The organism is Bordetella tumbae (assembly GCF_965139195.1).
Taxonomy (GTDB): domain Bacteria; phylum Pseudomonadota; class Gammaproteobacteria; order Burkholderiales; family Burkholderiaceae_B; genus Bordetella_A; species Bordetella_A tumbae.
Genome location: NZ_CBCSJH010000036.1, coordinates 44,774 through 58,004 on the forward strand (window position 1 = coordinate 44,774; position 13,231 = coordinate 58,004).

Annotated in this window: 10 protein-coding genes; 4 read left to right on the forward strand and 6 right to left on the reverse strand. The window is 60.6% G+C overall.

Annotated elements, in window-relative coordinates:
- Positions 1-10: 10 nt before the first annotated feature.
- The 3 genes from ACNA0J_RS24750 to ACNA0J_RS24760 form a co-directional block, all read right to left on the reverse strand.
- Positions 11-1,342, reverse strand: a complete 1,332-nt coding sequence (locus ACNA0J_RS24750) for an extracellular solute-binding protein (protein WP_415821560.1) — start codon at positions 1,340-1,342, stop codon at positions 11-13.
- The gene (locus ACNA0J_RS24755; RefSeq protein ID WP_415821561.1) at positions 1,339-2,604 is read right to left on the reverse strand and encodes a D-amino acid dehydrogenase; all 1,266 of its coding nucleotides are present in this window, start codon (positions 2,602-2,604) and stop codon (positions 1,339-1,341) included. The genes ACNA0J_RS24750 and ACNA0J_RS24755 overlap by 4 nt, the downstream gene beginning before the upstream one ends.
- A 206-nt stretch (positions 2,605-2,810) precedes the next feature.
- Positions 2,811-3,857 (reverse strand): CDP-6-deoxy-delta-3,4-glucoseen reductase, encoded by a 1,047-nt coding sequence (locus ACNA0J_RS24760; protein ID WP_415821562.1) that lies wholly within the window; start codon positions 3,855-3,857, stop codon positions 2,811-2,813.
- A 205-nt stretch (positions 3,858-4,062) separates the two neighbouring features.
- Here ACNA0J_RS24760 and sugE point away from each other — a divergent pair, with 205 nt between their 5' ends.
- On the forward strand, positions 4,063-4,377 hold the full coding sequence (gene sugE, locus ACNA0J_RS24765) for a quaternary ammonium compound efflux SMR transporter SugE (protein ID WP_415821571.1): 315 nt from the start codon (positions 4,063-4,065) through the stop codon (positions 4,375-4,377).
- Here the strand turns inward: sugE and ACNA0J_RS24770 are convergent.
- A complete protein-coding gene (locus ACNA0J_RS24770) occupies positions 4,374-5,312 on the reverse strand; it encodes a dihydrodipicolinate synthase family protein (protein WP_415821563.1) in 939 nt (312 codons plus the stop codon). The two genes, sugE and ACNA0J_RS24770, sit on opposite strands and share 4 nt — an antisense overlap.
- A gap of 169 nt (positions 5,313-5,481) precedes the next feature.
- Here ACNA0J_RS24770 and ACNA0J_RS24775 point away from each other — a divergent pair, with 169 nt between their 5' ends.
- Entirely contained in the window at positions 5,482-6,384 is a 903-nt protein-coding gene (locus ACNA0J_RS24775) for a LysR substrate-binding domain-containing protein (protein ID WP_415821564.1), read from the forward strand.
- Between the two features lie 126 nt (positions 6,385-6,510).
- Here the strand turns inward: ACNA0J_RS24775 and parC are convergent, their stop codons facing one another.
- Entirely contained in the window at positions 6,511-8,829 is a 2,319-nt protein-coding gene (gene parC, locus ACNA0J_RS24780) for a DNA topoisomerase IV subunit A (protein WP_415821565.1), read from the reverse strand.
- Positions 8,830-8,989: 160 nt separating this feature from the next.
- Positions 8,990-10,951 (reverse strand): DNA topoisomerase IV subunit B, encoded by a 1,962-nt coding sequence (locus tag ACNA0J_RS24785; protein WP_415821566.1) that lies wholly within the window; start codon positions 10,949-10,951, stop codon positions 8,990-8,992.
- Positions 10,952-11,261: 310 nt separating this feature from the next.
- On the opposite strand from ACNA0J_RS24785, the gene trxA reads away from it, so the two are divergent.
- A complete protein-coding gene (gene trxA / locus ACNA0J_RS24790; protein ID WP_415821567.1) occupies positions 11,262-11,588 on the forward strand; it encodes a thioredoxin TrxA in 327 nt (108 codons plus the stop codon).
- 118 nt (positions 11,589-11,706) lie between these two features.
- Positions 11,707-12,963 (forward strand): transcription termination factor Rho, encoded by a 1,257-nt coding sequence (rho, locus tag ACNA0J_RS24795; RefSeq protein WP_415808783.1) that lies wholly within the window; start codon positions 11,707-11,709, stop codon positions 12,961-12,963.
- Positions 12,964-13,231 lie beyond the last annotated feature (268 nt).

Genomic DNA, 13,231 nt, shown 5'->3' on the forward strand with positions numbered 1-13,231 from the left:
GTGCCTCCGATTAACGTTGCTGCACGATTTTTCGTGCTTGATCCGAGGCGCTGTTCAGCGCAGCCACGGGAGGCGTTTTGCCCTCCAGTGCCTGGCTCAACTCGTTGCTCAAGACGGGCTCGACACGGTCATAGTTGGCCATACGGAAACCCCGGCTAGTTGCGCCCGCATCGCCTCTCATCGAATCTACGAGCGCTTTCGCGCCAGGGACTTTGTCGTAGAACGACACGTCAGCCGCACGCAATGCCGCGTCGGTCAAAGGCAGATAACCGGTTTGCTGATGCCACTCGGCCGCATTGACCGGCTTGGACAGCCAGGCCAGGAACTGTGCTGTTGCTTTTTCCTGGTTTTGCGGACGGCCATCGATCGCCCACAACGCGGAACCGCTGACAAAAGGACGTCCGGCGCTGGGCGTCGCCTGCGGATAGTACGGCAACGGCGCGACCCCGAACGAGAGGTTGCGCGTATGCATGAACGTACCGGCCGAACCGGATCCCGACATCAGCACGCCGCATTTACCTTGGGCGAACAATGCATCGCTTTGGGTGCCTTCAGAGTGCGCAGTGAGCAGGAACGAGCGCTTCCAGCTGACCATCAACGAGATATGACGCATGTACAAGGTATCGAACTTCAGCACGGGCACAGCTTTGCTGGCAGCCAGGCCGTTGTCGTTGGAGGTGTACAACTGCTTGTTGATGGGCGCCAGATTTTCCAGGTGAACCTGCACCTGATTGCTGGAGGCATACGGGCAATCCAGGTTGGCCACGTCACGGAGCTTGAGCAGGTCGCCTTGCAGGTCCGCCCAGGTGCGCGACGGATTGTTGGGATCCAGGCCGGCTTTTTTGTAGTAGCTCAGGTTGTAGAACATAACCGGGACTTCGGCCATCCACGGAAAGGCCAACAAGCGCCCCTTGCTGTCGCGGATAAAACTGGAGGTGGACGGCAGGAACCAGTTCAAGTCCTTGATCGGATACTTGGCCAGTAATTGATGCAAAGGCAAGATCGCCTTGTGCTCGGAGACCATCTCGGGCGAGCGGTTGTCCGCTAATTGCACGAGGTTGGGACCGGCCTTTTTCTTACTAGCCTCGGTGGCCGCAGCTTGCAGGGCTTTGGTATCCGGGAAGTCGCGCAATTCAACGACGACCTCGTCCTGCTCTTTGTTGTACTTCTTGGTGAGCTTTTCAAATTCGGCTTTGTTGGGGCCACTCAGGGTATGCCACACCTGAATCTCGACGCCAGCACCGTGCGCGGCTCCTGCGACCGCCATAGCTACGCTGAATACCAAGGTGCGCCGGTTGGCGCCCAATCCACGGGCCAAGCCCGCCAATTGCAGTGTCTTCATAGGTTTTGTAGACCAAGAAAAGGAAATTCAGGCTCTGGTTTACGTCCGCTGAGCAGATCGGCCAAAGCCCGACCCGAACCGACACCCATGGTCCAACCCAGCGTGCCATGGCCTGTATTCAGATACAGGTTGGAAATGCGGGTTCGGCCGATGAGCGGCACGTTCGAAGGGGTGGCCGGGCGCAAACCCGACCAATAGCTGACGCCCTCGAAATCGAGGGCGCCGGGAAACAATTCACGCGCCAGGCGCGTCAAGGCCTCGCAACGGCCCATATTCAGTGAACGGGAATAGCCGGACAACTCGGCCGTCCCCGCCATGCGCAGGCGATTGCCCAAGCGCGACACCACGACTTTGTGGCTGCTGTCGGTCAGGCTGACAGACGGCGCACGGGCCGGATCCACGACGTCGAACGTCGCCGAATAGCCTTTGGCCGGATACACATTGCACGGCACACCCAAGGGCCGCAGCAGGCGCGGGCTGAAGCTGCCCATCGCGACGACATAGGCGTCCGCCGCAATGCGGGCATAGCGGCCATCGGACTGGATGACTTCCAGGCTTTGTACCTGGCCGCCTTCGGTGATCAGTCGGGTCGCGCTGGTCTCGAAACGGAATTCGACACCTGCGGCTTCACATTTGTGAGCCAGGCTCGTGGCAAACAAGTGCACGTCGCCGCTTTCGTCTTCCGGGGTGTAGTCGCCGCCGACGATCGTCGCCCGGCAGGACGCCAGCGCGGGTTCGATGGCAACCACCTCATCAGCGGTGACGACACGGCGCTCGACACCGAAATCGCGCATCAACCCCGCAGCCTTTTGCGAGGTTTCGAACTCGCGTTGATCCCGATAGAAATTGAGAATGCCGCGCTCCAGGTGGTCGTAGGAAATCCCTAGCTCAGCGCGCATGCCCTGCAAGGTGCTGCGGCTATATTCGGCCAGGCGCACCATGGCACGGATATTGGGGGCCAACCGCCCCGGCAGGCATTCACGCAGAAAGGCCAAGGCCCAGACCCATTGCCGCCAATCGAGTTGGGGACGGAACAGCAGCGGCGCATCGTCCTGAAACATCCATTTCAGCAGTTTCAGTGGTGCTTGGGGGTTGGCCCAGGGCTCGGCGTACGACACCGAGATCTGTCCACCATTGGCCAGGCTGGTTTCCTGCGCTGCGCCGGGGCGACGATCAATCACCACGACGTCATGGCCGGCCTGGTTCAGCCACCAGGCGCTGGAAATGCCAATAATGCCGCTACCCAAAACCACAACTCTCATGCGCGACTTGCTCCTTGCGCCGCTGGCCGCAGGGTCATGCCCCCTGCTGTCGCAGCTTGAATCCGATCAAAGTTTCGTGCCGCAGTGTACAGCGCCAGCGGACCCTCGCCTATGACATAAAAGCAGGGTCGGTATCTATTTACACCCAAAGGTTTCGGTGCGGCTTTTTAGCGACGGCCGTTGCTGGCATGAGCGGCATTGCTGTCTCAGCCTCCGGCGACGGCCAGATCCGCCTGCGAGGTGAACGCATCGGCGTAGAACTCCTCGGCCGGCAAGCCGCATTGAGCCGCAAACTCGCGGCGTGCTGCATCCACCATCGGAGGCGCGCCGCAGGCATACACCTGGTAGCCCGACAGGTCCGGCAGGTCCTGCATGACCGCCTCATGGACAAAGCCCGTGCGGCCCGTCCAGGCATCCTCGGGCAAACCGTCGGATACAACCGGAATGTAACGAAAATCCGGCAAGGTGTCGGCCCAGGACTGCGCCAATTCATTCATGTACAGGTCCTGGGGACGGCGACCGCCCCAGTACAGTGATACAGGACGTTGAATATTGTGATGCGCCATGTGCTCGACAATCGCCTTGACCGGTGCAAAGCCCGTGCCACTGGCCAACAGTACGATCGGCTTGTCGGAGTCTTCACGCAGGAAGAACGAGCCGAACGGCCCCTCCAGGCGCAGGATCTCACGGACTTTCATTTGCGTATCACCCGCGCCAAAGACGTGATCCGTAAACAGGCCTCCCGGCATATGGCGGATGTGCAGTTCCAGCGGACTGCCGGTATGCGGCGCGCTCGCCATGGAGTAACTGCGCCGCTTGCCGTCTTTCAGGATGATTTCGACGTATTGTCCAGCGTAATAGCGGAAAGGGTCGGCAGCAGGCAGTTGCAGACGCAGCACCGTCACATCCGGCGCGACCAGGGTCATTTCTTGTACACGTGCGGGTAGCTTGCGAATCTGGATGTCGCTGGCCAGCCTGACCTCGGTAGACTCAACAACCAGGTCCGATTGCGGGCGAGCCTGGCAAAACAGCGTATAGCCCTGGGACAGCTCCTCAGGAGAGAGGATCTGGGCGGGATACTCGCCGGCATCGACTTGGCCGGAGACGACCTTGCCTTTACAGGTAGAGCATGCGCCATTGCGGCAGCTATAAGGCAGCACGATACCGGCGGCCAAGGCGGCGTCCAGCACGGTCTGGCCGGCCTCGACGGAAAATTGATGCTGGCTGGGTTGAACAGTGACCTGGAAACTCATGTGTACGAATCTTTAGGAAAATGCGTGGCGCCGGCACCGTGACTGGGATAGAGGATCCCCTGCCACCCGGCGGTCAATTTGCTATTCTATAATCTTTGCTGCTCCGGGACGGCCCGGCGCNGCCGCCGGCGACCTGCCGGCCGCTTTCCTATCCGGGGACGGCCCCTGTGCCAGCATCTCGCTGGCTATTGAAAAGGGGCACATCATGGCCTGGATTATTCTTGTACTCGCGGGGCTTTTTGAGGTCGTTTGGGCCGTCGGCCTGAAATACACCGAGGGTTTTACCCGTCTCGTTCCCTCTGTCATCACCCTGATCGGCATGTTGATCAGTTTCTGGCTGCTCTCGCTCGCCATGAAAACGCTGCCACTGGGTACCGCCTATGCCATTTGGGTCGGCATAGGCGCGATCGGCGCATTCGTCGCCGGCCTGGTGCTGTTTCATGAGGCCGCGAGCCCCATGCGAGTGCTCAGCGTGCTCTTGATCGCGGCCGGCTTGATTGGGCTGAAACTGTCCAGTTAAGCGACGAGCTTTCCTGCACGAGGATCGTGGCGTGCCAGGCGCGTCAGCAGATGATCGACCTCGCTGCGCGCTGCAGGCGTCAGCGCGCCACCGGGACGGCGCTGTGCGGCGCTGGACAGGATGCCGCGCCGCATCATGACGTATTTGCGTACCGCCAGGCCGACGCCGGGCTGTTGCTCGTAACGCAGCAGCGGCAAGTGTGCGTCAAAAAGGTCGTGCGCCTCTTCTTTTTGGCCCTCGCCGATCATGCGGACAAAATCGCACAGCATGTCGGGAAAACAATAGCCCGTGTTGGCGCCGTCTGCACCGCGATTCATTTCGTAGTCCAGGAATAGGCCGTTATTGCCGCACAGGATCGAGATGTGACGCATGGCGCCCTCGGCCTCGTAGCGGCGCAGCGTGGAGATTTTCTCCAGCCCGGGCCAGTCCTCGTGCTTCAGCATCACGCATGAGGCCAGATCGTCCACGATACGCTTGATCACGCCAGGCGCCATCTGTACGGAAAAGGTCAGCGGATAGTCTTGCAGCACAAAGGGCACATCGTCGCCGATGGCTTCCACGGCCTGATGGTAGTAATTGACGATCTGGTCGTCGGTACGCAGGGTGTTGGGCGGCGCAATCATGACCCCCGCAGCACCGCGGTCCATGACTGCCCGTGTCAAAGAGCGCATCGAAGCAAAGCCCGGCGCGGACACGCCAACGACGATGGGGATGCCGGCGGATTTGCCGATGACCTGAGAGGCAATTTCCAGCGATTCGCTGAAATCCAGTTTGGGGGCTTCGCCCAGTTGGCCCAACACGGTCAGCCCGGTGGATCCGCAGCCATGATAGAAATCCATCATCCGATCGATAGAAGCATGGTCCACAGTCCCATCGTCAAAAAAAGGCGTGGGAGCGATGGGAAATACCCCGCGGGCATCGGCTGTCAGTTTCATTCGGTCATCCTCGACTATGCACATAGAATTTCCTGGCCATTGTGATACATGACAGCGAGGAATGAAAACCTGAAAATATTCAGGTATATCATTCGTTTTTTGAATGATCTTGTCGCCGCACACCTCAACGTAGCCATGTGGGGCACTAGGCCGCACACTCGCCGCAGCAATGAATCCACGCCGACTGACGCCTTCCATGTCGCTATTGCTGGCCTTTGAGGCCAGCGCCCGTCACTTGAGTTTCACCCGCGCGGCGACGGAATTGGCGTTGACACAAAGCGCGGTCAGCCGACAAGTACAGGCGCTGGAGGACTTGCTCGAGGTCTCGTTGTTTCGGCGCGAAAAGCGCCGTATCGCGTTGACGGAAGCCGGCGAGCTTTATCAACAGGAGGTGGCGGAGGCCCTGCAGCGCATCCGCAGCGCGTCACTGCAAGCGATTTCCTATCGATCCGGCCGAGGCGCCTTTCATCTGGCGGCACTGCCCACTTTCACCGCCAAATGGCTGATGCCGCGCCTGAATCGCTTTTATGCACGTCATCCGGGAATATTGGTGCATCTGCACTCGCGGGTGACGCGTTTCGACCTGGACTTGGCAGGCATCGATGCCGTCATTGCCGTGGGTGACGGAGATTGGCCTGGTCTGGTCCCGCATTTATTGATGACGGAAAAAGTGGTACCGGTCATCAGCCCTGCCCTGGCCGGCCAACCGCCGCGCAGCAATCCGGCGAACCTGGCCGATCATATGCTCCTGCAGGTCGCTGCCCGCCCCGCGATCTGGCGCCGATGGTTCGAAGCGCACGGCTTGCCCATCCGCACGATGCGCATGGGCGCGCAATTCGAACTCACGACTCATTTGATCCAGGCGGTGGCATCCGGCATTGGCGTTGGATTGCTGCCAACGTTTCTGGTTCAGGACGAGCTGGAACAAGGCGTGTTGGCGCCGGCCCTGGACGAGGAATTCAACACGGGGGCGGGCTATTATTTTTTAGCTTCGCCGGACAAACTCGCCACTCCGGCAGTGGCGGCGTTTCGGGATTGGCTGCTGGAGGAAAGCACACAGCCGCAGCGATAGTCGTCCAGTGATTTTTTGTACGCCGCACCGTCAGGGCCGGCCAGCGACAAAAAATTTGGGCTGCAATCCGAAACAGATCGCAGCCCAAATGACCGAGGACGCGTATCCCCTGATGGCTGACGTCGGCTAGAGCACTGGCGACAGCAACACCGGCAGCTTGGGCCGCACATCCAGCGCCCGGCCTTTGCGAGCGCGCTTGCCGATGTACGGCGCGAGCGTCGGGCCAACCAGGATGTCTTCGGTTTGCTTGTTGCGATACACGCCTGTTGCGCGCAACCCGCCTACCCCGACAGGTACAGCTTGTTCGAGTTTGTCTGCTGCGTCCAGGCCCATCAAGATGGTGCCGCGGCCACCACCCGACAGGGACTTGACCTCGTCCAACCCAAACACCAGGCACTTGCCTTTGGCCGACAACAATGCCAGTTGCTGAGCCCCGGCAAACAACGGGACCGGCCGCAACAACGCATCACCGTCTTCGAGCGTGATGAATTGCTTGCCCGCACGCTGACGCGAGGTCATATCGCTGAGCTTGGCTGCGAAACCAAAACCGCGTTGCGTGGCCAGCAGCCAGCGGCTATCTGAGGCCGCCGCGATGCTATGGACGATGCGCGTACCCGGCGACAGATCGATCATCGTGGTGACGGGCTGCCCGTCGCCTCTCGCCGAGGGCAAACCGGAAACTGCGACGGTATATACCCGGCCGTTGTCGCCCACCGCGATCAGCATATCCGTGGTGCGGCACTCAAAGGCGCCATACAGATCATCGCCCTGTTTGAAACCAAACTGCGAGGCATCATGGCCATGCCCCTGACGCGCGCGCAGCCAGCCTTTTTGCGACACAACGACCGTGACGGGCTCGTCCAGCACCTTGGTTTCCAGTACGGCGCGCTCGGCGGTTTCGATCAAGGTGCGGCGATCGTCGCCGTATTGCTTCGCGTCGGCCTCGATTTCCTTGATCAGCAGGCGCTTGAGCGAGGATGGGTTATCCAACAATTCTTGCAGCTTTGCCTGTTCGGCGCGTTTGTCAGTCAGCTCCTGCTCGATTTTGAAGCCCTCCAGACGCGCCAATTGCCGCAAGCGCATTTCGAGGATGTCTTCAGCCTGGCGTTCGGACAACGAGAAACGCTGCATCAACGCCGCCTTGGGCTCGTCGGATTCGCGGATCGTCTGAATGACCTCATCGACGTTCAGGTACACGACCATGCGGCCTTCGAGCACATGGATGCGATCGGTGACCTTGTCCAAGCGATGGCGGGTACGACGCACGACCGTGTCGGTGCGGAACGCCACCCACTCGGTCAAAATGTCGCGCAGTCCCTTTTGACGCGGCCGGCCATCGGTGCCGATGCACACCAGGTTGATCGGCACACTGCTTTCCATGCTGGTCTGCGCGAGCAGCGTATTGACGAACTCATCGCGATCCACGCGCGAGGTCTTGGGTTCGAACACCAGACGTACGGCGGCGTCCTTGCCGGACTCGTCGCGCACGGCGTCCAGCAAGTTCAGCATGACAGCCTTGGACTGCTGCTGGTCGGCCGTCAGGCTCTTTTTGCCGGACTTGACCTTCGGGTTCGTGAGCTCTTCGATTTCCTCGAGGACCTTCTGGCAGGACGTGCCGGGAGGCAGCTCATGCACGACCAGTTGCCACTGACCGCGCGCCATTTCCTCGAATTGCCAGCGCGCGCGCGCCTTGAGCGAGCCACGGCCACCCTGATAGATCTGCGCGATGTCGGCCGCCGGCGTGATGATTTGACCGCCACCGGCGAAATCGGGGCCCGGCACCATCGCGTGCAGCTCGGTGTCGGGCAGGCTCGGCTGCTTGATCAACGCGACACAAGCCTGCGCCACCTCGCGCAGATTGTGCGACGGGATTTCCGTGGCCATCCCCACGGCAATGCCCGAAGCGCCATTGAGCAGCATCACCGGCAAACGTGCCGGCAACATTTGCGGCTCTTGCTGGCTGCCGTCATAGTTCGGCGCGAAATCGACGGTGCCCTCGTCGAGCTCGTCGAGCAGCAGACGCGAAAACGGCGTCAAACGCGCTTCGGTATAACGCATCGCGGCGGCATTGTCGCCGTCGCGCGAACCAAAGTTGCCATGGCCATCGATCAGCGGATAGCGCAGCGAAAAGTCCTGCGCCATGCGCACCATGGCGTCATACGCCGCCTGGTCGCCGTGCGGGTGATATTTACCCAGCACATCGCCCACCACGCGCGCGGATTTGACGGGCTTGGCGCCTGGGCCCAAGCCCATGTCCTGCATGGCGAAAAGGATACGGCGCTGTACCGGCTTTTGCCCATCACCCACATCGGGCAAGGCGCGGCCCCGCACCACGGAAACGGCGTAGTCCAGATAGGCCTGCTCGGCATAGCGGCCCAGCGTGATGGCCTCATCGGCCCCGCCGGCGGCTTCATCAAACAAGCCAGGTTGATTGCTGTCAGTCATGTGTCGTCGAAATTGCTGTCAGGAAAAGCCTCCGCTGCGCTTACGCACTGGCTGCCCTTTGCAGGGCGGACTGTGCAGAGCACAGTCCAGGAGGCGTTCTTACCGGGTCGGCCAAGGCAGTGTTGATCCATGTTGGTCTGGCTGCCTGATCAGGCCAGAATCAAATATCGAGCTCAGCGAGATTACCCTTTTCCTCGATCCAGGCACGGCGTTGCGATGACTCGCCTTTACCCATCAGCATGTCGAACATGCTGGTGGTGTCCTCGGGGGTCAGCGCACCATAGCCCACAGGCAACAGGCGTCGCGTATCGGGATTCATCGTGGTTTCCCACAACTGCTCCGGATTCATTTCACCCAGCCCCTTGAATCGGCTGATGCTCCATGCACCCTCGCGCACGCCTTCTTTGAGGAGCTTGTCTTGTGCTGCCTCGAGCTCGCCCTGATCCAGGCAATAGATCTTGCGCGCGGGGCGCTTGCCTTGAGCGGGAACGTCCAGACGGAACAAAGGCGGCTTGGCTACGTACACGTGCCCCGCCTCGACCAGCTTGGGAAAATGGCGATAGAACAGGGTTAACAGCAGCACCTGAATGTGCGAGCCGTCCACGTCGGCATCTGACAAGATGCAGATGCGGCCATAACGCAGCCCCGACAAATCCGGCGAGTCATTCGGGCCGTGCGGATCCACCCCGATCGCCACGGAAATATCGTGGATCTCGTTATTGGCGAACAGCCGGTCGCGGTCGACTTCCCAGGAATTCAGGACCTTGCCGCGCAGCGGCAGGATGGCCTGGAATTCCTTGTCGCGCCCCATTTTGGCCGAGCCGCCAGCCGAGTCGCCCTCGACCAGGAACACCTCGGTACGAGTAGCATCAGAAGACTCGCAATCGGTCAGCTTGCCCGGCAACACCGCCACGCCCGAGCTCTTGCGCTTTTCGACTTTCTGCGCCGAACGCGCCCGAGCCTGGGCCTGACGGATCGCCAACTCGGCCAATTTTTTGCCGTATTCGACATTGCTGTGCAGCCAGAGGTCGAGCGCGCTTTTTGCAAAGCCGCCAACCAATCGCACCGCGTCGCGGCTGTTCAGGCGTTCTTTGATCTGGCCCTGGAATTGTGGATCGAGGACCTTGGCCGACAGCACGAAGCTGGCGCGCGAGAACACATCCTCCGGCAACAGCTTGACGCCCTTGGGCAGCAGACTGTGCAGCTCGGCAAACCCCTTGACCGCCGAGAACAGGCCCTCGCGCAGACCGGACTCGTGCGTGCCGCCTGCTGGCGTCGGAATCAGGTTGACGTAGGACTCGCGCACCGCATTGCCGTCCTCGGTCCAGGCCACGACCCACTGTGCGCCCTCGCCATCGGCAAAGCTCTCGTGATCGGCCCCGGCATACTGCTGGCCCTCGAAAAACGGCACCATCAGTTCCGAACCGGACAGCGCCTCGGCCAAGTAACCACGCAGACCATCGGTGTATTGCCAGACTTTGGTGTCGCCGGTTTTTTCGTTGATCAGCGTGACTTTCACGCCCGGCAGCAGTACAGCCTTGCTGCGCAGCAGGTGATTCAGCTCGCCCAGCGGGATCTGGGGGCTGTCGAAATATTTGCCGTCGGGCCAGACACGCACGCGGGTGCCGGACTTTTTGCGTCCTGCTTCCGGATACGGCGCCAAGGGCTCGGTCACATCGCCGCCCTGGAAAACCAGACGGTTGGTCGCGCCATCGCGCCAGACGACGACTTCGAGCCGCGTCGCCAGTGCGTTGGTGACGGACACCCCGACGCCATGCAGGCCGCCGGAAAAGGCATAAGCGCCCCCGCCCTGCTTGTCGAATTTGCCCCCGGCGTGCAGCCGGGTAAAGACCAATTCGACCACCGGCGCGTTTTCTTCGGGGTGCAGGCCGACGGGAATACCGCGTCCATCGTCCTCGACCGACACGCTGCCGTCGGCATGCAGGGTGACCTGGATCTGCTTGCCATAGCCGGCGAGCGCCTCATCAGCGGCGTTGTCGATGACCTCCTGCACGACGTGCAGGGGATTTTCGGTGCGGGTGTACATACCCGGACGCTGACGCACCGGCTCCAGTCCCTTCAGGACTCGGATGGAGGCTTCGGTGTAACGTGGTGTAGCCAAGTTATCCCCAAGATCTGTGGAAAAAAACCGACATTTTACGGATAAGTCTAGATTTTGCGCGGCCTTAGGTAGGATGCGCACGTCCTGACCAGTCCGAATTCGGTAGGATAAGTAGTTTGCAGGTCAAAGAATGACAGAATGGCAGTTTGCCAGTTTCTGAATTCCGTCGACCACGACGCAACATGCTACACAAAACTGGCAAACCCTGTTGTTTTCAACAGTGGTATGCTTAATGCCTCACCTACCTTTTAGTAGAACAAAAATGGCAGGGGCGTCTGACGCCCATCATGCCGCGGAACCGAGAATCACCATGAGCGAGCAAATCAAGAACGTCAGCGATGCAAGCTTCGATGCCGATGTGATCAAATCCGGTCAGCCGGTGCTGGTCGATTACTGGGCGGCCTGGTGTGGCCCCTGCAAGATGATCGCCCCTCTCCTGGAGGAAGTCGCCTCCGAGTACGCCGGCCGCCTGACGGTCGCCAAGCTGAACGTCGACGAAAACCAGGACACCGCCGCCAAATACGGCATCCGTGGCATTCCCACGTTGATGCTGTTCAAGGACGGTCAAGCCGCCGCCACGAAAGTCGGCGCCCTGTCGAAATCGCAATTAACTGCTTTCCTGGACGGCGCGTTGTAATACACTACGTGTTGTAAATCCGTGCGCCGGCCTGGTCGGCGCCCCGTCTGAGATTACCGCGCGGGCCCGTCCGTGGCCTGCCGCCAAGACCCTTCTCTACTATCCCCCTTTCACCGCGATGCACCTCAATGAACTGAAGGCGCTGCACGTTTCGCAGTTGCTGGAAATGGCCGCCGGCCTGGAAATCGAAAACGCCAACCGCTTGCGCAAGCAAGAGCTGATGTTCGCCATCATGAAACGGCGGGCCAAACAAGGCGAGCAGATCTTCGGCGACGGCGTACTGGAAGTCCTGCCCGACGGCTTTGGCTTTCTGCGTTCTCCCGAGACCTCCTACCTGGCCAGTACCGACGACATCTACATTTCGCCGTCGCAGATCCGCCGTTTCAACCTGCACACCGGCGACTCCATCGAGGGCGAGGTCCGCACCCCGAAAGACGGCGAGCGCTACTTTGCCCTGGTCAAGGTCGACAAGGTCAACGGCTCGGCTCCCGAAGCGATCAAGCATCGCATCATGTTCGAAAACCTGACGCCGCTGCACCCGAATCAGCCGATGCGTCTGGAACGCGACATCAAGAGCGAAGAAAACCTGACCGGCCGGATCATGGACATCTTTGCCCCGATCGGCAAAGGCCAACGCGGTCTGATCGTCGCCAGCCCCAAGTCGGGCAAGACGGTGATGATGCAGCACATCGCGCACGCCATCACCACGAACTACCCCGAAGCCGTCATGATCGTCCTGCTGGTCGACGAACGGCCCGAGGAAGTCACCGAGATGCAGCGCACAGTGCGCGGCGAAGTCGTCGCCTCGACCTTTGACGAGCCCGCCACCCGCCACGTGCAAGTCGCGGAAATGGTCATCGAAAAGGCCAAGCGCCTGGTCGAAATGAAAAAAGACGTGGTGATCCTGCTGGACTCCATTACCCGTCTGGCACGTGCCTACAACACCGTGGTGCCCGCTTCGGGCAAGGTCCTGACCGGCGGTGTCGATGCCAACGCCCTGCAACGCCCCAAACGTTTCTTCGGCGCTGCCCGCAACCTCGAAGAAGGTGGCTCGCTGACGATCCTGGGTACGGCACTGATCGAAACCGGCAGCCGCATGGACGAAGTCATCTACGAGGAATTCAAGGGCACCGGTAACTCCGAAGTCCACCTCGAGCGCCGTCTGGCCGAAAAACGCGTCTATCCCGCGATCAATCTGAACAAATCCGGCACCCGCCGCGAAGAACTGCTGATCAAGCCCGACCTGCTGCAAAAGGTCTGGGTATTGCGCAAATTCATCCACGACATGGACGAAATCCAATCGATGGAATTCATCCTGGACAAGATGCGCGCCACCAAGACCAACGCCGAGTTCTTCGACATGATGAAGAAATAAACCCGAGGCACCGGGGCTGCTCGTACGTTGATACGCGGCCCTGCCACAGGTCTATATCGGGCGCCTCTCGGGCGCTCGATTTTTTTACCGCCTGGCCGCCCCAAGATAAAAACGCCCCCTTGGGGGGCAGCAAGCCGAAGGCGCAGCGTGGGGGCTTTTTTTATCGCTGTTGGTGTTGTGGGCGTTTGCTGCTCTTGATTGTCTCTCTGAAGGCGTCCCTGCCGCGTGCCTGGGCGTGGCGCCGGGCCTATCGCACGGACTCGGCCCA

What these genes read in the sequence shown, in the direction of transcription:
- ACNA0J_RS24750 (WP_415821560.1), bottom strand. Translation starts at nt 1,342, where the DNA reads ATGAAGACACTGCAATTGGCGGGCTTGGCCCGTGGATTGGGCGCCAAC.
- ACNA0J_RS24755 (WP_415821561.1), bottom strand. Translation starts at nt 2,604, where the DNA reads ATGAGAGTTGTGGTTTTGGGTAGCGGCATTATTGGCATTTCCAGCGCC.
- ACNA0J_RS24760 (WP_415821562.1), bottom strand. Translation starts at nt 3,857, where the DNA reads ATGAGTTTCCAGGTCACTGTTCAACCCAGCCAGCATCAATTTTCCGTC.
- sugE (WP_415821571.1), top strand. Translation starts at nt 4,063, where the DNA reads ATGGCCTGGATTATTCTTGTACTCGCGGGGCTTTTTGAGGTCGTTTGG.
- ACNA0J_RS24770 (WP_415821563.1), bottom strand. Translation starts at nt 5,312, where the DNA reads ATGAAACTGACAGCCGATGCCCGCGGGGTATTTCCCATCGCTCCCACG.
- ACNA0J_RS24775 (WP_415821564.1), top strand. Translation starts at nt 5,482, where the DNA reads ATGAATCCACGCCGACTGACGCCTTCCATGTCGCTATTGCTGGCCTTT.
- parC (WP_415821565.1), bottom strand. Translation starts at nt 8,829, where the DNA reads ATGACTGACAGCAATCAACCTGGCTTGTTTGATGAAGCCGCCGGCGGG.
- trxA (WP_415821567.1), top strand. Translation starts at nt 11,262, where the DNA reads ATGAGCGAGCAAATCAAGAACGTCAGCGATGCAAGCTTCGATGCCGAT.
- rho (WP_415808783.1), top strand. Translation starts at nt 11,707, where the DNA reads ATGCACCTCAATGAACTGAAGGCGCTGCACGTTTCGCAGTTGCTGGAA.